Below are 18,018 nucleotides of genomic sequence, written 5' to 3' on the forward strand. Positions count from 1 at the left end.
TCAAACGATGAAAGAGCTTCCTGCACTGTTGGAAAAAATTAATGAACGTTTACAACATGGAATAGTGTTGGCATAAAAATAATAGGAATTTTTAAGTTAGACTGATCGAAAGTTGATAGAAAATCACAATAAGGCCGAAAAAAAGGTAGACCCGCAATTAAAAATAACTGCGGGGGTTTGCTTTCTTTATGTGCTCCTAATCGCGATCATATGGTGTAGAATCTGGAATTTCCGCAAATGGATTTTTTTCATTGATGCGATCGTAAAACATAATGCCGTTAAGGTGGTCTAATTCGTGTTGGAAGGCTATTGCAGGCATTCCTTTAAGTCGCATTTTTTTTTCTTCACCGTCAACAGTTTTAAATTTAACTGTAACACGAGCATGACGTGGTACATAGCCTGGGACATTGCGATCTACAGAAAGGCAGCCCTCACCTGCTGGAAGGTATGTGTTTTCTACAGAGTGGCTAACAATTTTTGGGTTGATAGCAACAAAACTTAATTGTTCGCCATTTTCATCTGTTAAATGAAGAGCAAACATTCGGTCTAGGCTATTTACTTGATTGGCAGCTAAACCAATGCCGCCGCGTAAATTATATTTATCAGCAATTTCAGGATCTTGGCTGTTTATTAAATATTGAAGCATGTCTTCTGCAAGCTGCCTTACTTCATCAGTTAAAGGGAATTTAACCTCCTCAGCTTTTGTGCGTAAAGTCGGATGACCTTCGCGAATAATATCATCCATTAAAATCATATGTGAATCTTCCTTTCAACTTTGTAGTGCTTACTTATAAGTATACATCACGTATTAAAACAATCACATGAAAAAAACCTTATTTGAATATATTTAAAAAATTTTTCTAAAGCTATTAGATTGTTTGGAACTGGGGCATTCTACTATTGGTAATCATGTAAGGAAACTTGTTAATTGTGTACTTTTAAAATGTTGTTATAATACAGTTCTCGTTAATATATAGTACAGTGTAAAACAGAGTTGTTCAAACGTTATTTTAGAAAAAATCTTTGTTTGTACGCGTAATATATGATTGACCGACAGTATTTTATTAAGTATACTGAGTGCAAAGAATAAGTTGTACTAGTTGAAATGGTGATTTATTTTAATACAGTTGAAAGGGAGATGTGACAAATGAGCAAGAAAAACAATAATATTTTTGATGCTAAACAAACGCTAACTGAAATCGAAGATAAGTTTGAACTGTTTCAAATTTTGAATGAAGAAGGCGAAATTATAAATGATGAGGCAGACCCAAAACTTTCTGATGAGGAACTAAATGAGCTAATGACTCGTATGGTTTATACACGTATTTTAGACCAACGTTCTATCTCTCTTAACCGTCAAGGTCGATTAGGCTTCTATGCACCAACGGCTGGACAAGAAGCTTCACAACTTGCTTCACAATTTGCTTTAGAAAAAGAAGATTGGATATTACCAGGTTACCGTGATGTACCACAAATCGTATGGCATGGTTTACCTTTAGATAAAGCGTTTTTATTCTCACGTGGTCATTTTATGGGGAACCAAATTCCTGAGGGTGTAAACGTATTAGCACCTCAAATCATTATTGGTGCACAATATATTCAAGCGGCAGGTGTAGCGCTTGGTATTCAAAAACGTGGTAAAAAGGCTGTGGCAGTAACATATACAGGTGATGGTGGTTCTTCACAAGGGGATTTCTATGAAGGCATTAACTTTGCAGGTGCGTTTAAATCACCGGCAATCTTCATTGTACAAAATAACCAATATGCAATTTCAACACCTCGTGAATTACAAACAGCTGCGAAAACAATTGCTCAAAAAGGTGTAGCTGCAGGTTTACCAAGTATTTTAGTGGACGGAATGGATCCGCTAGCAGTTTACGTAGCAACACGTGATGCACGTGAGCGCGCAGTTAATGGCGAAGGTCCAACTTTAATTGAAACACTATGCTATCGCTATGGTCCTCATACAATGGCAGGGGATGACCCAACTCGTTACCGTACATCTGATACAGATAGTGAATGGGCACTAAAAGACCCTCTTGTACGCTTCCGTAAATATCTTGAGGCAAAAGGTCTGTGGGATGAGCAAAAAGAAGAGGCTGTTATTGAGCGTGCAAAAGAAGAAATTAAAGAGGCGATCAAAAAAGCCGATGCTGCTCCAAAACAAAAAGTAACAGAGTTAATGGAAAACATGTATAAAGGCGAAATGCCATCAAATTTAAAAGAACAGTATGAAATCTACAAAGAGAAGGAGTCGAAATAACCTATGGCACAAATGACGATGATTCAAGCAATTACAGATGCACTTCGCACAGAATTAAAGAACGATGAAAACGTTCTTGTATTCGGGGAAGATGTAGGTGTCAACGGTGGGGTATTCCGCGCAACTGAAGGCCTACAAAAAGAATTCGGTGTTGATCGCGTATTTGATACACCATTAGCAGAATCAGGTATTGGTGGCTTAGCAATCGGACTTTCTCTACAAGGTTTCCGTCCAGTTCCTGAAATACAGTTCTTCGGATTTGTTTATGAAGTAATGGATTCAATTAGTGGTCAATTAGCACGTATGAGCTATCGTAGTGGTGGTGTCTATAATGCACCTGTAACTATCCGTTCTCCATTTGGTGGGGGTGTGCATACACCTGAAATGCACTCTGATAGCTTAGAGAGCTTAATGACAGCACAGCCAGGTTTAACGGTTGTTGTCCCATCAACACCGTACGATGCTAAAGGCTTATTGATTTCATCTATTCGAAATGATAACCCAGTCATTTTCTTAGAGCATTTAAAATTATATCGTTCATTCCGTGAAGAAGTACCTGAGGAAGCATACGAAATTCCACTAGGTAAAGCGGATGTAAAACGTGAAGGTAAAGATCTAACAATTATTGCCTATGGTTTAATGGTTCACGAAAGCTTAAAGGCTGCAGAAGAGCTAGAAAAAGAAGGCCACTCTGTAGAAGTTATTGATTTACGTACAATTCAACCAATTGATATTGAAACAATTATTGCATCAGTTGAAAAAACAGGTCGTGCTATCGTTGTACAAGAAGCCCAAAAACAAGCAGGTATTGCTGCAAATGTTGTGGCTGAGATTACAGAGCGTGCGATTTTAAGCTTAGAAGCACCTGTGCTTCGTGTGGCTGCACCAGATACTGTGTACCCATTCCCACAAGCTGAAGGTGTTTGGTTACCAAACTTTAAAGATGTAATGGAAACAGCGAAAAAAGTTTTAACATTCTAATGTAGTTTCTATACTTGAAGCAACAGTAAATAGAAAGGATGGGTACAATGGCATTTGAATTCAGATTACCGGATATTGGCGAGGGCATTCACGAAGGAGAAATCGTGAAATGGTTCGTTAAAGCTGGGGATACAGTAAAAGAAGACGATATTCTTTGTGAAGTACAAAATGACAAAGCAGTGGTAGAAATTCCTTCTCCGGTTGAAGGAACAGTAGAGGAAGTTTTAGTAGGAGAAGGCACAGTAGCGGTTGTGGGAGATGTCTTAATCCGCTTTGATGCACCTGGCTATGAAGACTTAAAGCTAAAAGGTGATGACCATGCTGAAGCAAAAACAGAGGCTCAAGTTCAAGCGACAGCTGAGTTTGGTAAGGAAGTAGCGAAGGCACCTGTTGAAGATGAGCAAGCTCCAGAGAAAACTCCTGAAAAGACTGAAGCTGTGGCTAAAGATAATAAGCGTATCATTGCAATGCCTTCAGTACGTAAATTTGCACGAGACAATGATGTTAATATTCATGAAGTTAAAGGTACAGGCAAAAACGGTCGTGTTTTAAAACAAGATATTGAGAATTTCCTAAAAGGTGGAGGTGCTGTAGAGGTTGAAGTAGCACCAGTGGCTAATGAAGAAGCTGCTCAGCAAGAAACAACTGCACAAGCAGCACCAGTAGTCCTTGAAGGTGAATTCCCAGAGACACGTGAGAAAATGTCTGGCATTCGAAAAGCGATTGCAAAAGCGATGGTTCACTCGAAACAAACGGCTCCACATGTTACACTAATGGATGAAGTTGATGTAACAGCTCTAGTAGCACATCGCAAAAAATTCAAAGATATCGCTGCTGAAAAGGGTGTCAAATTAACGTATTTACCATACGTAGTTAAAGCGCTTATTTCAACTTTACGCGAGTTCCCAGAATTTAACCGCTCATTAGATGATGCAACACAAGAAATTATTCAGAAGCATTATTACAATATTGGTATTGCAGCAGATACAGAAAAAGGCTTACTAGTACCAGTTATTAAGCACGCGGATCGTAAATCTGTTTTTGCAGTATCAAACGAAATTAATGAATTAGCTACTAAAGCACGTGAAGGCAAACTTGCACCACATGAAATGAAGGGTGCTTCGATGTCAATTACGAATATCGGCTCTGCAGGAGGACAATGGTTTACACCAGTAATTAATCATCCTGAAGTAGCGATTTTAGGTATTGGTCGAATTTCAGAAAAACCTGTAATAAAAAATGGTGAAATTGTAGCCGCACCTGTGTTAGCATTATCATTGAGCTTTGATCATCGTATGATTGATGGAGCCACTGCGCAAAATGCTTTAAATCACTTAAAGCGTTTGTTAAGTGAACCAGAATTATTATTAATGGAGGCGTAACAAAAATGGTAGTAGGAGATTTTCCAATCGAAACAGATACTCTTGTCATTGGTTCAGGTCCTGGAGGATATGTAGCAGCAATTCGTGCAGCTCAAACTGGCCAAAAAGTAACAATCGTTGAAAAAAATGTACTTGGTGGTGTGTGCTTAAACGTAGGTTGTATCCCATCAAAAGCATTAATTTCAGTAGGTCACCGTTTTGAGCATGCTAAACATTCAGATGACATGGGTATCATCGCTTCTGACGTGAAATTAGACTTCTCAAAAGCACAAGCATTTAAAGACAGCGTTGTTAAAAAATTAACTGGCGGTGTTGAAGGTTTACTTAAAGGTAATAAAGTTGAAATTGTACAAGGTGAAGCTTATTTCGTTGACGCTCATTCAGTGCGTATCATCAATGGTGAATCTGCTCAAACTTACACATTTAACAATGTAATTATCGCAACAGGTTCTCGCCCAGTTGAAATTCCGACATTTAAATTCTCTAATCGCGTACTAAATTCTACTGGCGCTCTTTCTTTACAAGAAGTACCAGGTAAATTAGTAGTTATCGGTGGAGGTTATATTGGTACAGAGTTAGGTTCAGCTTATGCTAATCTTGGCTCACAAGTAACAATTATCGAAGGTGGAAAAGATATCTTAGCTGGCTTCGAAAAACAAATGACACAAATCGTGAAAAAAGGCCTTAAAAAGAAAGGCGTTGAAATGGAAGTAAACGCATCTGCAAAAGGCGTTGAAGAAACAGAAAACGGCGTAGTAGTAACTTATGAAGTTGGCGGAGAAGAGAAAAAAGTTGAAGCTGACTATGTATTAGTGACTGTAGGTCGTCGTCCAAATACAGATGAAATGGGCCTTGCTGAAATCGGTGTTGAATTCGGTGAACGTGGTCTAATCAATGTTGACAAACAATGTCGTACAAATATTCCGAACATCTATGCAATTGGTGATATTGTAGCAGGTCCTCAGCTTGCACATAAAGCATCTTACGAAGGTAAAGTTGCTGCTGAAGCAATTGCTGGTGAAAAATCAATCGTTGATTATTTAGCTATTCCTGCTGTATGCTTCACAGATCCAGAAATGGCAACAGTTGGTTATAATGAAGACGAAGCAAAAGCTGAAGGCATTGAATACACTGCAGCGAAATTCCCATTCGCAGCAAATGGTCGTGCACTTGCATTAAACCAAACAGAAGGTTTCGTGAAACTTGTTGCGCGTAAAGAAGATGGCTTATTAATCGGTGCTCAAATCGTAGGTGCTGGTGCATCTGATATGATCGCTGAAATGGGCTTAGCAATCGAAGGTGGCATGACTGCTGAAGATCTTGCATTAACAATCCATGCTCACCCAACATTAGGTGAAATTACAATGGAAACTGCTGAAGTATTACTTGGCAACCCAATCCACATTGTAACGAAAAAATAATAGATTTAATGAAGACGGCTATAAAGCATTTGCTTTGTAGCCGTTTTTTGTATATTATTTGTAATTTTGATAAAGTAGGTATATCGAATGAATATTCAAAATAATATAGTTCGGTTGGTAATATATCAATTAACGGATAGATTCTAAAATTGACTGCTAGATGTCCGGAAATGATAATTCTGTTTATGAGACAAGAGAAGTTGAACAAAAAACTGGGGTGAGAAAAAATGGAACTAGGCTTAAAGGGGAAAGTAGCAATTATTACAGGTTCAAGTAAGGGAATTGGTTATTATACAGCGATGCAGCTTGTGAAAGAGGGAGCAAAGGTTGTACTTTGTGCTCGTGGGGAAAAACAGCTCCAAGTGGCTGCTGGATGTATTAAAAACGAAACAGGCGAGGACGTTCTAATTGTACCGACTGATATTACAAAGGAAAAGGATTGTAAGTACTTAATTGAACGAGCAGTAGAGCATTTTGGTCGCCTTGATATTCTTATTAATAATGCAGGTACAGCTTCAGCTAATCCATTTGAATCGGTTAGTAGTGAGCTATGGCAGGCTGATTTAGATTTAAAAGTGTTTGGTGCTGTCAATTGTTCAAAATATGCTGTGCCTCATTTCCGTAAGGTTGGTGGCGGTGCAATTGTTAATGTGACTGCAGTAATGGCTAAAACACCACCAGCAAGTTCACTTCCTACTACTGTAAGCCGTGCTGCAGGGCTTGCATTAACGAAAGCTATGAGCAAAGACTTAGGTAAAGATAATATTCGTGTGAATTCTGTTTGTATTGGGCTTATTCGTAGTGATCAAATAGAGAAGAAATGGAAAGAAGAAGAGCCAAAGCTTTCGTGGGAAAATTATTCTCGCAAAGTAGGTCAAATGATTCCGCTTGGTCGCGTAGGGGATACTCAAGAAGCGGCAAATGTCATTACTTTTTTAGTATCAGATGCAGCTAGTTATGTGACAGGAACTTCTATTAATATTGATGGTGGTTCTGGACACGCTTTATAGAGTAATATTTTTGAAGAAAAGCTTATTCAGCGTTGTTTAAAAAATGAATGTAGAGCAGTTTTTAGACAACCTCTTTATTTGATGTATAGAAAAAGGATGGCTCAAAGTGCTTTGGAGTTATCCTTTTTTTTCTATTGTTTTCCTGAAATTATAATAGACAGAAAATTCCTACAGATGTAGAATAAACGTTATAGGGGGTGAAATGTGGCGAAATGTTGAACGAAAATATTACTTTGATGTTAAAGAGAGTTGTTCGTATTATTGTTCAGATTGGGATACTCAATATTTTTTATTACATGGGCGCCGGTATTGTTGCTTTACTACATGTACCTCTTCCGGGAAGTGTAATTGGATTACTATTATTAGCACTTTCACTCAATTTTAAAATAATTAAAGTAGAATACATTCAAGATGGAGCAGGTTTTTTAATTGGCGTATTAACCTTGTTTTTCATTCCTGCAACAGTAGGGGTGATTGACTACCCGGAACTTTTTTCAACCACTGGCCTATTGATTATTCTAGCCGTTATAGCGAGCACGCTAATCTCTATTTATGTTACAGGATTGCTTAGTCAAATGGTTGAGAAAAAAGAGCTGGCTAAAAAAGAAACAGAAGCCATTGTAGAAGACGGAGAGGGGGAATTAACTGTTGATTGAGATTATTGTTGTCGTTGGCACCGTTGTCTTATTCGTGTTATTTACAAAACTTTATCAACGTTTCCCACATCCTTTAATGATTCCACTAGTGACGACAACCATCGTCAGTGCAGTTGTGTTACTAGTTTTTAATATTCCATATTCTACTTATATGGAAGGAGGGAAATGGCTTCAAAAAATGCTAGGTCCAGCGGTTGTAGCACTTGCTTATCCTCTTTATAATCAGCGTGCAATCATTATGAAATATAAGTATGCTATTTTGTCAGGCATTTTTATCGCCATGATTACAGGCATGGTAACAATATTTGTTATGCTGAAATGGATTGGTGTCAATAAAAGCTGGATGCTGACGGCCTTGCCTAAATCATTAACGACACCTGTAGGTATGCAGGTGAGTGAGACAATTGGCGGCATTCCACCATTAACAGCTGTACTCGTAATGCTAGCAGGGTTTGTAGGTGCTATTATTGGACCGTTAGTTATTAAATACGGAAAAATTGACTCAGCCGTTAGTAGAGGTGTTGCAGTGGGTAGTGCTTCACATGGCGTTGGACTTGTTAAATTAAGAGAATACGGAGAACAAGAATTATCAGTAGGCTCGTTATCTATGGCCTTAACTGCAATTATTGGCGCATTTCTATGTCCGCTATTTGTTTATTTATTTTTGTGAAAAAAAGCTATATACAGAATCTGTATATAGTCTTTTAATTTTTTTCGATAATAAATTGAATTGTATGAGCAAGTCCTGTGTGGAGCATACCTTCATTTCGTACTTGTTCACCTGTGAAAAAATGGATAATTTTATAAGGTTGACACCATTTTAGAACATCTAATGGATCATATAAAAATTCAAGCTGTCTTGGGCCACCCGAGGCGTAAGGTAGTTGATAAATTGAATAAAGTTCCATCATAATACGACCTCCAGATTTTACAGAATCTACAATCCGCTTAAATACTTCTTGTTGCTGTTCAGCTGGAAAATGACCAAACACCATAATTGCAGCATCAAACATTTCTACTGGTAGTTGATCTTGAAGTAGGTCAGTAAGCTTTGTTTGAACTGTAACATTATGCTTTTCTGCGAGCTGTTCTGTTTTATCAAGACCGCTTTCGGCATAATCAAAGGCAGTTACTGTATGTCCTTGTAAAGCTAAAAATACAGCATTTCGACCTTCACCTTCTGCGTATGCAGCCACGTTTGGATGCCCTTCTAAGTAGTGTACATAGTCTTCTATAAATGCATTTGGTTGCTCACCATAAACATATTCGATTGTTTTGAATCGTTGATCCCATGTATTCATTCCGTTACCCCCTTACTAAATATTGTAAGTAAATTATGCTATAGAATCGACTTTTTTGCTCAGTTTTCATTAAAATCAACTATGCGTTGTGAATTAGCAAATAATAACTTCTAGAATAAAGTGTAAATGGGAGTTAGGAAAGGGCTATCTTGATATTGATAATTTAATAAAGTTAAGTGATTTATATGAAATTTCTGTAGACCGGCTTATTACAGGTGATAAAAACATCATACACCAGCAGCCTCTTATTCAAATAAATCTAATCAAAAAACTGGTGGGGATTTTTTGTGAGATGTTGGTAGATTATTTTTCCTATATTAGTTATGCTCTCTACGTGGTTCTGTTATTAAACGACAAAAAGCTACCTCTTTTTTGAGGTAGCTTTGTCATTAAATAATTGGTTTTCGTTCTTTTATGACACGAATTGTTTTTAATGTTGTATCTTCTGGTCCTTGAACTGGTAAACCGGCTTCAATATTCATTTGAATGTAACGAATATTTTCTTGAGTAATTATTTCCCCGGGAATAAAAATAGGAATACCAGGAGGATATACCATTATGAATTCTGCACAAATGCAATTATCCGCTTCTGCAAGAGGAACAACTTCAGTATCTGCATAAAATGCGTCACGTGGTGACATGGCAAGTGCTGGAATATCTGGGACATTAACGATTGCTTCAGTAATAGCAGCCTCTGAATCAAATGCTTTAGACATACGACTAAGAGCATTGATAAGGAGGTTAATTTCCTTTTTCGTATCAGCTAATGTCACTAAACATAAAATATTATATAGGTCTGACAACTCTACTTCGATATTAGCATTGTGGCGAAGCCATTCTTCAGCTTGATGACCAGAAATGCCTAAATCCTTAACACTTATCAATAGTTTTAACGGATCCATATCATAAGTTGCAGATGAGTTTAATTTTTCTTTACCAGCGCATTTTAAATGCGGAATTTGGTTAATGCGTTTTCGGGCATCTTTAGCCAAACGAAGTGCATCATCGATTAAATCATAACCATGTATTGCTAGTTGACGTCGAGCTGTGTCAAGCGAAGCGAGTAATGGATAAGATGTTGATGTTGTTGTTAGCATTGAGAAAACAGCTTGTACACGTTTTGCAGAGACAAGACCTTCACGTACATTTAGAATCGATGTTTGTGTCATGGAGCCACCAAGCTTATGTACGCTTGTAGCTGCCATATCGGCACCTGCCTCCATCGCAGAATAAGGAAGCTCATCATGGAACTTAATGTGTACACCATGGGCTTCATCAACAACTACTGGGATATTACGGCTATGGACTATTTCAACAATACGTTTTAAATCAGCTGTAAAGCCGTAATATGTTGGATTAATGACAAGAACTGCTTTTGTATCCGGATAAGCATTTAAAGCTTTTTCGACAGCTTCAGGCGATATTCCATGAGAAATACCATATTCACTATCTACTTCAGGATGAATAAAAATCGGGATTGCTCCAGCGAAAACAATCGCCGACATTATTGATTTATGAACATTCCGTGGCACTAGAATTTTATCACCTGGACCGACGACGGTCAGAATCATCGTCATAATGGCGCCACTAGTACCTTGAACGGAAAAGAATGTGTGATCAGCACCAAAGGCTTCGGCAGCAAGTGCTTGCGCTTCCTTAATTGCGCCTTTTGGTGAATGTAAATCATCTAGTGGAGCAATATTAATTAAATCAATTGATAAAACGTTGTCGCCGACGAATTCTCGGAAAGCAGGATCCATACCTTGCCCTTTCTTATGGCCTGGGATATGGAACTGAATTGGATGTCTGTTCCGATGTTTAAGTAATACGTCGAACAATGGAGTCTCTAATTGTGACAACGCAGGTACCACCTCACTTTATAATATCTAAGAAAACAAATGAATTATAGCACCTAATGACACGAAAAAATAGAGTTTGTAAAAAAAAATAAAAATAAAAGGTTTTTTTTGATAATTTCGAGAAATTAGTATAGAAGGGGGAGATACTATGGAATGGGATACACGTGTGACGAAGCTTTTAAATATTAAATACCCAATTATTCAAGGGGGATTAGCCTATTTGGCATATGCTGATTTAGCAGCAGCAGTGTCGAATGCTGGGGGACTAGGTCAAATAACAGCAATGAGTTTACGAGATCCTGACTTATTGCGCGCAGAGATTCATAAACTAAGAACATTAACGGATAAACCGTTTGGCGTAAATTTTGCAATTGGTATGTATGGTACTGGTTATGAAGATATGGTACGTGTTGCAGTGGAAGAAAAGGTACCAGTTGTTACAATGACTGGCGGAAATCCTGCACCTATTTTTGATATTTTAGAAGGAACGGAAATTAAAAAATTAGTACTTGTTGCTGCACGTAGACAAGCTCAAAAGGCGGAAGAGCTGGGAGCAGATGCTGTTATGGTTGTTGGGCAAGAGGGCGGGGGTCATCTTGGGCGCGATGATATTGGAACAATGGTGCTTGTGCCACAGGTTGTAGATAGCGTGAAAATACCTGTTATTGCATCGGGTGGAATTGGCGATGGCCGTGGCTGGATGGCAGCTCATGCACTAGGTGCAGAGGGAATTGAAATGGGTACGCGTTTTATAGCGACAAAGGAATGCGTTGATGCCTCTGAGGCTTATAAAGAAGCCTTAATCGCAAGCACCGAGGCAGATACGACTGTTATAAAACGCTCAATAGGTGCACCAGCACGAGCGTTGCGCAGTGAATTTACGGAAAAGATTTTAGAAATTGAGCGTACTACACCTACGTATGAGGCATTAAAAGATTATATTAGCGGAAAAGCAAATAAACGTTTTATTTATGATGGCGAGAAAGATGAAGGAATTGGCTGGGCTGGACAAGTTACTGGAATGATTCACGATATTCCAACAGTCGAGGAGCTTATTACTCGAATGCTTGCAGAAGCAGAAAGTATTCGGGTAAAATGGGCTTAACGACTATAGGTGGTAAGATGTATACGGGTTTAAGTTAATTTTCAGCAGGTGTCCAAACATCCGCTGAAATAGAGGAACTCAGTCTAAGAACGCCACGTCCTGTGGCAACGACTGAGTGACCAACATCGTGTGGGCCTAAAGCCTTTGGCGGATGCCACGGAATCGGAAAGGAGTTCTTAAAGGATGTTAGCCTAAAAATCATCGCATCCATGCGATAACGGCTAACTGACTTGTATCCTGCCGCTGACGCTACGCTTTCGCGCAATAAACATCTGCAGGCCTAAGCACAAAGCCGATTCCGGACGCAATTATGCCGAGGCATAATTGATCTGAAACTAAACCTTAGAGTGTACGCAACGATACTGCGGAATTTAAGCCTTTGGAGAGTCCTACTAAATGGCAGTAGCTTTTTGTGAAACCAGGCTCGGAGAATAAGGAAGACACAAAAACGAAAATCAAAAGATATAAGTTGTGTCACAGTAGAGATGTCTACATTTTTTTAGAAATGTATATGTTTATCGTATCGGGTCAGTAACATAAAGGTGGTTATGTCCAATGGAATACTCTTATCCGTTTTCAACTGATTGGTCAACTGAGGAAATTGTTGATGTTGTTCAATTTTTTGAAGGAATTGAACAAGCTTATGAAAAAGGCATTAAGCGTGAAGTAATGATGGCGAAATATCGTCGTTTTAAAGAAATCGTTCCTTCACAAGCTGAGGAAAAGTCAATTTTTCGTGAGTTTGAAGAAGCAAGTGGCTATGTCAGTTACCCTGTTGTGAAACAAACAAAAGAAGCAGCTGACGGTACGATTATTAAAGTTGTCCCGAAGCAACGTCGATAAAAAATGTGGACGTGAGTATTCTCACGTCCACATTTTTTTATTTGATAGCAATACACTATCTCTGTGTTAAAAATAAGCTTATTTCATATACTACATATACAACATTTTCCGGATTCTTTTTAAAAGCAGAGAAAAAATAAATAATTTCCTCAAACCCTCATCCACAAGAATATTCTTCAAACAAATTTTCATTTACTAGGGATAATAAAGTAAATTTTCCACAATATATAAATATAAGGTTTAGTCATTGAAAATTATTTTAGTTATTATGTCGCAAAAGGTAAAGCACAATCCGTGAAACTTTATTTTCCAACAATGATGTTATAAATAGGGAGTAAGCGGCTAAAGGTTTCTTCTGTTAATTGATGAAGTTGACTAGCTGACAGCTTGACAGCTTGATCTTTTGGAATATGTCGACCTACTAAAAATTCACCTTTTTTAACATCACGCAAACGAATAAGTAATTCATCTAACTTTTTTTCCTTTGCATCTTGCATGGAGATTGCTGCTGAAGACATATGATCCCCAGAGACAATGAAATCATCAGGAAGTTGCTGTAGCATTGCTTTGTTGGCAATTAAACGTTCAGCCATCACATTTTTTTGTGGAGCTTCATAAATAATAGCTAAGACGATGAATAAATGTGTGCCCCAAAGACCAATCTGAAAGTGAGGTAATGATTTATAACCTCTCTTGTACGGAGCGAAGGCAACCCAGCTGTCGTTTGGGGGATTTACTGTTCTTCGTGCATGCTTCGCAACATGAGGGTAAAATTCTTCTCCAAGATGGCTTGAAAAGAAGGAAGAAAAATCTTCTCCAAGCAATTGGAATTTTGGTCGTACACACGAATTTAATGCATCCATTCTTTGTTCTAAACCGTCTATTTGAAAAACATTGAAGTCTTTGTTAGTCCACTTTATTTTCGGCATTTTTTATTAACTCCTTTCGATTTATAAGGTTTATTTTATTAGGAAAATGGGAAAAAATCTTATAACAAGAACTTTATCGAATCTAATAAGTTTTGTGAAAAATAAAAAAAGGAAGTGATTTTTATGAAACCAATCGTAAAAATTATACGTAAAGTTGACATTGAAAAGCAATATGAACACATTTTACAATTAGAATTAGATTATGAATTAGCTTCGCTATTCTCGGCAATGAATGAAAAAAATGGGCTTGAAATTGAAAAAAGTAAAAAACGTCTCGCTGAAATTCAGCTGGAACTTGAAAGCTTGCACGCCTATGCGTGATAAAAAATTTATACCGATTTGAAAAATCACTTGCTGAAAATTCCGACAGCAGGTGATTTTTATTGCTATAAAGGGTAAAATAGACATTATATCATAATGGGAAGTTATATTTTCAAGGAAGTATTATGTGCTACGTAGTAACAAAACGTCATGAGAAATCAAGCCTTAAGTAGTGAGAAAGTTGAAAAGTATTTTAAGTAGGCTAAGTGCATAGGGCCTTTTCTTATAATCGAAGGGTGGGTTTTTATGGATTTACAACAAATTGATCAATTTGCGAAAAGTATTATATTTGAAGCGGGTAGCCGTATTCGAGAGGCCTTTTCGTACAATTTAGTTATCGAGACTAAATCAAGTGCAAATGACCTTGTCACAAATATTGACCGTGAAACAGAATTATTTTTTATAGAAAAAATACGAGATTTCGATCCGACCCACAAAATTTTAGGGGAAGAGGGAATGGGAGAGGCAGTAGAGTCGTTAGAAGGTGTCGTATGGATTATTGATCCAATCGACGGCACGATGAATTTTGTGAAACAACATCGTCATTTTATGATTTCTATCGGTATTTTTGTTAACGGGGTAGGGAAGCTTGGTTACATATTTGATGTAATGCGTGAAGATTTATTTTATGCGATTGCAGGTGAAGGGGCATGGTACAATGATTCACCATTACGTAAATTGCAGTCAGTCAAAATGGAAGAATCGGTCATTGGTATAAACGCACACTGGGTAGCGCCAAATCGACATATTCACCATGAAAAAGTAATTGAAATGGTTCGGAAAGTACGTGGTACACGGTCATATGGTTCAGCCGCAATGGAAATAGCGTTTGTTGTCAGTGGTAAATTAGATGCTTATGTATCTATGCGACTTTCTCCATGGGATATAGCGGGAGGTACTATTATAGCTAAGGAAGTTGGTGCCATTGCCACTAATTTACATGGTGAGAGCTTTGATTTTCTGCATCAGGATACTTTTATCATTGCTAACCCTTCAATTCACAAAGTATTATTAGAAAAATATATTGTGCCTTATAAATAATGAAGGAGCCGTCTATTTTTTAGACAGGCTCCTTCTTACTTTAGTCCATAAAATTCTTATTAAAGTAATCCTTGCTCACGCAGTTTACGTTTCATTTTAAAGGCTGTCATAAAGATGACACAAGTAGCCACAATGCCTGCTATTATACCTAATACACTACCAGCTGCCACTGAATATCCGATAGAACACATTGCTAAAACAGCCGCTAATGCGTAAACGGCCATTACGAATTTTGCACGATTCATAGCCGAGCCTCCTATATTAAAAATTTGCAAATCAAATATATTTTTTAGAATGAGGAAAATTCTAATAAGGACATTTCTACCCTTCTTGTGCTATAATATCACAGTTAAACATTCGAAAAAAGAATATGGAGTGGAATAATGACAAACTTACGTCAAGATCTTCGCAATATCGCAATTATCGCACACGTTGACCATGGTAAAACTACTTTAGTCGACCAATTACTAAAACAATCAGGTACATTCCGTTCAAACGAACGTGTTGAAGAACGTGCAATGGACTCTAACGATATTGAACGCGAACGTGGTATTACGATTTTAGCTAAAAATACAGCAGTAAACTATGAAGGAACTCGTATCAACATCCTTGATACGCCTGGACACGCTGACTTCGGTGGTGAGGTAGAACGTATTTTAAAAATGGTAGATGGCGTTGTACTAGTTGTCGATGCGTATGAGGGTTGTATGCCACAAACACGTTTTGTGTTGAAAAAAGCATTAGAACAACGTTTAACACCAATCGTTGTTGTTAATAAAGTAGACAAAGATTCAGCTCGTCCACTAGAAGTAGTAGATGAAGTACTTGAATTATTCATTGAACTAGGTGCAGATGAAGATCAATTAGACTTCCCTGTTGTCTATGCTTCAGGTGTAAATGGTACAGCTTCTTTAGACGCTGATCCATCTAAGCAAGAAGCGGATATGGAATGTCTATTTAAGAAAATTATCGAAGCTATTCCAGCACCAATTGATAACTCAGAAGAACCATTACAATTCCAAGTTGCTTTACTTGACTATAATGACTTCGTTGGACGTATCGGTATTGGTCGCGTATTCCGCGGAACAATTTCTGTAGGTCAACAAGTATCTCTTATGAAGTTAGACGGAACAGTGAAAAACTTCCGTGTAACGAAAATCTTTGGTTTCTTCGGCTTAAAACGTGAAGAAGTTGAGACAGCAAAAGCTGGTGACTTAATCGCCGTTTCAGGTATGGAAGACATCAACGTTGGTGAAACAGTTTGCCCTGTTGAGCACCCAGAAGCGCTAACGCCATTACGTATTGATGAGCCAACTTTACAAATGACTTTCTTAGTAAACAATTCTCCATTCGCAGGTCGTGAAGGGAAATGGGTTACTTCTCGTAAAGTAGAAGAGCGTTTACGTGCTCAATTACAAACAGACGTATCTTTACGTGTTGAAGATACTGATTCTCCAGATGCTTGGACAGTTTCAGGTCGTGGGGAGCTTCACTTATCTATCCTTATCGAAAACATGCGTCGTGAAGGCTTCGAATTACAAGTGTCAAAACCACAAGTAATCGTGCGTGAAATCGACGGCGTGAAATGTGAACCTTACGAACGCGTTCAAATCGATGTGCCTGAAGAAAATGTTGGTTCAATTATTGAATCAATTGGTACACGTAAAGGTGAAATGCTTGATATGGTGAACAACGGCAGTGGTCAAGTTCGTTTAACGTTCTTAGTACCAGCTCGTGGATTAATCGGTTATACAACTGAATTCATGTCGATGACAAAAGGTTTCGGTATTATCAACCATACGTTCGATTGCTACCAACCGTTATTACCAGGAAAAATTGGTGGCCGTCACCAAGGTGTACTAGTTTCAATGGAAACGGGTAAATCAACAACTTATGGTATGATGCAAATTGAAGACCGTGGTACACTGTTCTTGGAGCCAGGTACAGATATTTACGAAGGTATGATCGTTGGAGAAAATACTCGTGACGCTGATATCACTGTAAACATCACAAAAATGAAACAAAAAACAAACATCCGTTCAGCAAACAAAGACCAAACGAATGTTATTAAAAAGCCACGTATTTTATCACTAGAAGAAGCGCTTGAATACTTAGGTGATGACGAGTACTTAGAAATCACACCAGAATCTATTCGCCTTCGTAAACAAATTCTAGATAAAAACGAACGTGAGAAAGCAGCGAAAAAATTACGTAACGCAGAACAATAATTTTCCGCTGACATGAAAGGAAGAGGAGTCTTGGCTATTAAGTCCGCTTTATTGGGTCAACTGAATTTTATTCAAGTTGCTGCACAGACAAATGCAGAGGAAACAGCAAATGCCTATGAAAAAATGGCAGGGATTACGCGTTTTTTATATGAAAACTTACCTACCAAAGAAATGGCAGGTTATGTTCTGTTTGCTCTAGTGTTTTTGCTCTCTGCACTTGTTTATAAACTAGGCTTTGCAAAGAAATTAAAACTAACACAAAATATTGTTATTTATATTTTCCTGTTCTTAGGATGTACTTTATTAACATTTTTTGCGTTATATCTTCCTATGGTCGAAGGTCTTATTGTAGCGGCATTAATTCTAATCGTCTATAAAACACGTTTATGGCGTGAAAAAAGAGAAGAGCAACAAGCTGCTAATCAATGAGAGTAGCTTGGCTCCTATACCGTGAAACTTGTATTGAGTTTTTAAGTAATAAAACAGCCTTAGCATTAATTTGCTAAGGCTGTTTTATTTGGTATAGTAAAAAATTTTATCGTTTTAAGCCATCTACATATAAACGATTGGCTACGGAACCCATTTTCAATCGATTGTGTCTCTCAAACCTAAATTGATAGGCACCGAAATCTTCCGATATGAATAAGTTAATGTCGATAGGCTTATTTTCATGAATCA

General features: G+C 37.8%; 19 protein-coding genes. 13 read left to right on the forward strand and 6 right to left on the reverse strand.

Going from position 1 to position 18,018, the window contains the following annotated elements:
- Window positions 1-196: 196 nt before the first annotated feature.
- Window positions 197-754, reverse strand: a complete 558-nt coding sequence (def, locus tag ACQKNC_RS04275) for a peptide deformylase (RefSeq protein ID WP_427423637.1) — start codon at window positions 752-754, stop codon at window positions 197-199.
- Between the two features lie 393 nt (window positions 755-1,147).
- Between def and pdhA the strand changes: the two genes are divergently transcribed.
- The 7 genes from pdhA to ACQKNC_RS04310 all read left to right on the forward strand — a co-directional run bounded on the left by pdhA (window position 1,148) and on the right by ACQKNC_RS04310 (window position 8,383).
- Window positions 1,148-2,263, forward strand: coding sequence for a pyruvate dehydrogenase (acetyl-transferring) E1 component subunit alpha (gene pdhA / locus ACQKNC_RS04280; RefSeq protein WP_427423638.1), 1,116 nt, complete (start codon window positions 1,148-1,150; stop codon window positions 2,261-2,263).
- A gap of 3 nt (window positions 2,264-2,266) precedes the next feature.
- Window positions 2,267-3,244: an alpha-ketoacid dehydrogenase subunit beta gene (locus ACQKNC_RS04285; RefSeq protein WP_400721577.1), complete on the forward strand. Its 978-nt coding sequence runs from the start codon at window positions 2,267-2,269 to the stop codon at window positions 3,242-3,244.
- 47 nt (window positions 3,245-3,291) lie between these two features.
- A complete protein-coding gene (locus ACQKNC_RS04290; protein ID WP_427423639.1) occupies window positions 3,292-4,626 on the forward strand; it encodes a dihydrolipoamide acetyltransferase family protein in 1,335 nt (444 codons plus the stop codon).
- Between the two features lie 5 nt (window positions 4,627-4,631).
- Complete coding sequence (gene lpdA / locus ACQKNC_RS04295; protein ID WP_427423640.1) at window positions 4,632-6,047, forward strand: dihydrolipoyl dehydrogenase; 1,416 nt, start codon at window positions 4,632-4,634, stop codon at window positions 6,045-6,047.
- Window positions 6,048-6,274: 227 nt separating this feature from the next.
- Window positions 6,275-7,057 (forward strand): SDR family NAD(P)-dependent oxidoreductase, encoded by a 783-nt coding sequence (locus tag ACQKNC_RS04300; RefSeq protein ID WP_427423641.1) that lies wholly within the window; start codon window positions 6,275-6,277, stop codon window positions 7,055-7,057.
- A gap of 212 nt (window positions 7,058-7,269) precedes the next feature.
- Window positions 7,270-7,713, forward strand: a complete 444-nt coding sequence (locus ACQKNC_RS04305) for a CidA/LrgA family protein (RefSeq protein WP_427423642.1) — start codon at window positions 7,270-7,272, stop codon at window positions 7,711-7,713.
- Window positions 7,706-8,383 carry an LrgB family protein gene (locus ACQKNC_RS04310; protein WP_427423643.1) on the forward strand — a complete coding sequence of 226 codons (678 nt, stop codon included), beginning with the start codon at window positions 7,706-7,708 and terminating at the stop codon, window positions 8,381-8,383. The genes ACQKNC_RS04305 and ACQKNC_RS04310 overlap by 8 nt, the downstream gene beginning before the upstream one ends.
- 34 nt (window positions 8,384-8,417) lie before the next feature.
- On the opposite strand, the gene ACQKNC_RS04315 is transcribed toward ACQKNC_RS04310, so the two are convergent.
- Together ACQKNC_RS04315 and ACQKNC_RS04320 are read right to left on the reverse strand one after the other, a co-directional pair.
- The gene (locus ACQKNC_RS04315; RefSeq protein WP_427423644.1) at window positions 8,418-9,014 is read right to left on the reverse strand and encodes a class I SAM-dependent methyltransferase; all 597 of its coding nucleotides are present in this window, start codon (window positions 9,012-9,014) and stop codon (window positions 8,418-8,420) included.
- A gap of 389 nt (window positions 9,015-9,403) precedes the next feature.
- Complete coding sequence (locus ACQKNC_RS04320) at window positions 9,404-10,873, reverse strand: aminotransferase class I/II-fold pyridoxal phosphate-dependent enzyme (protein WP_427423645.1); 1,470 nt, start codon at window positions 10,871-10,873, stop codon at window positions 9,404-9,406.
- Window positions 10,874-11,021: 148 nt separating this feature from the next.
- Between ACQKNC_RS04320 and ACQKNC_RS04325 the strand changes: the two genes are divergently transcribed.
- Window positions 11,022-11,978 (forward strand): NAD(P)H-dependent flavin oxidoreductase, encoded by a 957-nt coding sequence (locus tag ACQKNC_RS04325; protein ID WP_427423646.1) that lies wholly within the window; start codon window positions 11,022-11,024, stop codon window positions 11,976-11,978.
- A gap of 34 nt (window positions 11,979-12,012) precedes the next feature.
- Here the strand turns inward: ACQKNC_RS04325 and ACQKNC_RS04330 are convergent, their stop codons facing one another.
- A complete protein-coding gene (locus tag ACQKNC_RS04330; RefSeq protein WP_427423647.1) occupies window positions 12,013-12,243 on the reverse strand; it encodes a hypothetical protein in 231 nt (76 codons plus the stop codon).
- Window positions 12,244-12,533: 290 nt separating this feature from the next.
- Between ACQKNC_RS04330 and ACQKNC_RS04335 the strand changes: the two genes are divergently transcribed.
- A complete protein-coding gene (locus tag ACQKNC_RS04335) occupies window positions 12,534-12,821 on the forward strand; it encodes a UPF0223 family protein (protein WP_427423648.1) in 288 nt (95 codons plus the stop codon).
- A 302-nt stretch (window positions 12,822-13,123) separates the two neighbouring features.
- On the opposite strand, the gene ACQKNC_RS04340 is transcribed toward ACQKNC_RS04335, so the two are convergent.
- On the reverse strand, window positions 13,124-13,750 hold the full coding sequence (locus ACQKNC_RS04340; RefSeq protein WP_427423649.1) for a YktB family protein: 627 nt from the start codon (window positions 13,748-13,750) through the stop codon (window positions 13,124-13,126).
- A 123-nt stretch (window positions 13,751-13,873) separates the two neighbouring features.
- On the opposite strand from ACQKNC_RS04340, the gene ACQKNC_RS04345 reads away from it, so the two are divergent.
- Window positions 13,874-14,071, forward strand: a complete 198-nt coding sequence (locus tag ACQKNC_RS04345) for a hypothetical protein (RefSeq protein WP_427423650.1) — start codon at window positions 13,874-13,876, stop codon at window positions 14,069-14,071.
- Between the two features lie 246 nt (window positions 14,072-14,317).
- On the forward strand, window positions 14,318-15,112 hold the full coding sequence (locus ACQKNC_RS04350; protein ID WP_427423651.1) for an inositol monophosphatase family protein: 795 nt from the start codon (window positions 14,318-14,320) through the stop codon (window positions 15,110-15,112).
- 59 nt (window positions 15,113-15,171) lie between these two features.
- Here the strand turns inward: ACQKNC_RS04350 and ACQKNC_RS04355 are convergent, their stop codons facing one another.
- Window positions 15,172-15,357, reverse strand: a complete 186-nt coding sequence (locus ACQKNC_RS04355) for a DUF5325 family protein (RefSeq protein WP_427423652.1) — start codon at window positions 15,355-15,357, stop codon at window positions 15,172-15,174.
- Window positions 15,358-15,495: 138 nt separating this feature from the next.
- On the opposite strand from ACQKNC_RS04355, the gene typA reads away from it, so the two are divergent.
- Window positions 15,496-17,340: a translational GTPase TypA gene (gene typA, locus ACQKNC_RS04360; protein ID WP_427423653.1), complete on the forward strand. Its 1,845-nt coding sequence runs from the start codon at window positions 15,496-15,498 to the stop codon at window positions 17,338-17,340.
- Between the two features lie 30 nt (window positions 17,341-17,370).
- Complete coding sequence (locus tag ACQKNC_RS04365; protein ID WP_427423654.1) at window positions 17,371-17,769, forward strand: YlaH-like family protein; 399 nt, start codon at window positions 17,371-17,373, stop codon at window positions 17,767-17,769.
- The last annotated feature ends 249 nt before the right edge of the window (window positions 17,770-18,018 follow it).

Source organism: Lysinibacillus sp. NPDC094177, assembly GCF_050279145.1.
Classification (GTDB): Bacteria; Bacillota; Bacilli; order Bacillales_A; family Planococcaceae; genus Lysinibacillus.

Coding starts and splice junctions, on each gene's coding strand:
- def (WP_427423637.1), bottom strand. CDS start 754: ATGATTTTAATGGATGATATTATTCGCGAAGGTCATCCGACTTTACGC.
- pdhA (WP_427423638.1), top strand. CDS start 1,148: ATGAGCAAGAAAAACAATAATATTTTTGATGCTAAACAAACGCTAACT.
- ACQKNC_RS04285 (WP_400721577.1), top strand. CDS start 2,267: ATGGCACAAATGACGATGATTCAAGCAATTACAGATGCACTTCGCACA.
- ACQKNC_RS04290 (WP_427423639.1), top strand. CDS start 3,292: ATGGCATTTGAATTCAGATTACCGGATATTGGCGAGGGCATTCACGAA.
- lpdA (WP_427423640.1), top strand. CDS start 4,632: ATGGTAGTAGGAGATTTTCCAATCGAAACAGATACTCTTGTCATTGGT.
- ACQKNC_RS04300 (WP_427423641.1), top strand. CDS start 6,275: ATGGAACTAGGCTTAAAGGGGAAAGTAGCAATTATTACAGGTTCAAGT.
- ACQKNC_RS04305 (WP_427423642.1), top strand. CDS start 7,270: ATGTTGAACGAAAATATTACTTTGATGTTAAAGAGAGTTGTTCGTATT.
- ACQKNC_RS04315 (WP_427423644.1), bottom strand. CDS start 9,014: ATGAATACATGGGATCAACGATTCAAAACAATCGAATATGTTTATGGT.
- ACQKNC_RS04325 (WP_427423646.1), top strand. CDS start 11,022: ATGGAATGGGATACACGTGTGACGAAGCTTTTAAATATTAAATACCCA.
- ACQKNC_RS04335 (WP_427423648.1), top strand. CDS start 12,534: ATGGAATACTCTTATCCGTTTTCAACTGATTGGTCAACTGAGGAAATT.
- ACQKNC_RS04340 (WP_427423649.1), bottom strand. CDS start 13,750: ATGCCGAAAATAAAGTGGACTAACAAAGACTTCAATGTTTTTCAAATA.
- ACQKNC_RS04345 (WP_427423650.1), top strand. CDS start 13,874: ATGAAACCAATCGTAAAAATTATACGTAAAGTTGACATTGAAAAGCAA.
- ACQKNC_RS04350 (WP_427423651.1), top strand. CDS start 14,318: ATGGATTTACAACAAATTGATCAATTTGCGAAAAGTATTATATTTGAA.
- ACQKNC_RS04355 (WP_427423652.1), bottom strand. CDS start 15,357: ATGAATCGTGCAAAATTCGTAATGGCCGTTTACGCATTAGCGGCTGTT.
- typA (WP_427423653.1), top strand. CDS start 15,496: ATGACAAACTTACGTCAAGATCTTCGCAATATCGCAATTATCGCACAC.